At 49.7% G+C, this 300-nt stretch carries 1 protein-coding gene; it reads right to left on the reverse strand.

Going from position 1 to position 300, the window contains the following annotated elements:
- On the reverse strand, positions 1-300 hold a 300-nt coding region (locus B2906_RS18990), incomplete at both ends, for a DUF7507 domain-containing protein (protein ID WP_422652860.1).

The raw sequence follows: 300 nt of genomic DNA on the forward strand, positions 1-300 counted from the left end.
TGATCTCCTTTTCTCCGTAAGTCGTCGTAGCTGTCGCCACGTTTCTCACAAAGCCTCTGTCCAGATCTTCCTGAGTCACCGTATAGCTGGTCTCCAGCTCTTCAGATGCTCCCGGTGCCAGACTTGAGATCGTCGCGCTGAATCCTGTCAGCGGATCATTCACCACTATATCTGTCAGCGTCACGTTGCCGTCATTGGTCACAGTCAAGGTATAAGTAATCACCTCACTTACCTCACTGATCGACTGCTTGTCTGCTACTTTGTCGATTATCAATGATGGCATATCCGCTACCACTACTG

It is taken from the genome of Algoriphagus sp. UBA3586, from assembly GCF_002376385.1.
Taxonomy (GTDB): domain Bacteria; phylum Bacteroidota; class Bacteroidia; order Cytophagales; family Cyclobacteriaceae; genus Algoriphagus; species Algoriphagus ornithinivorans.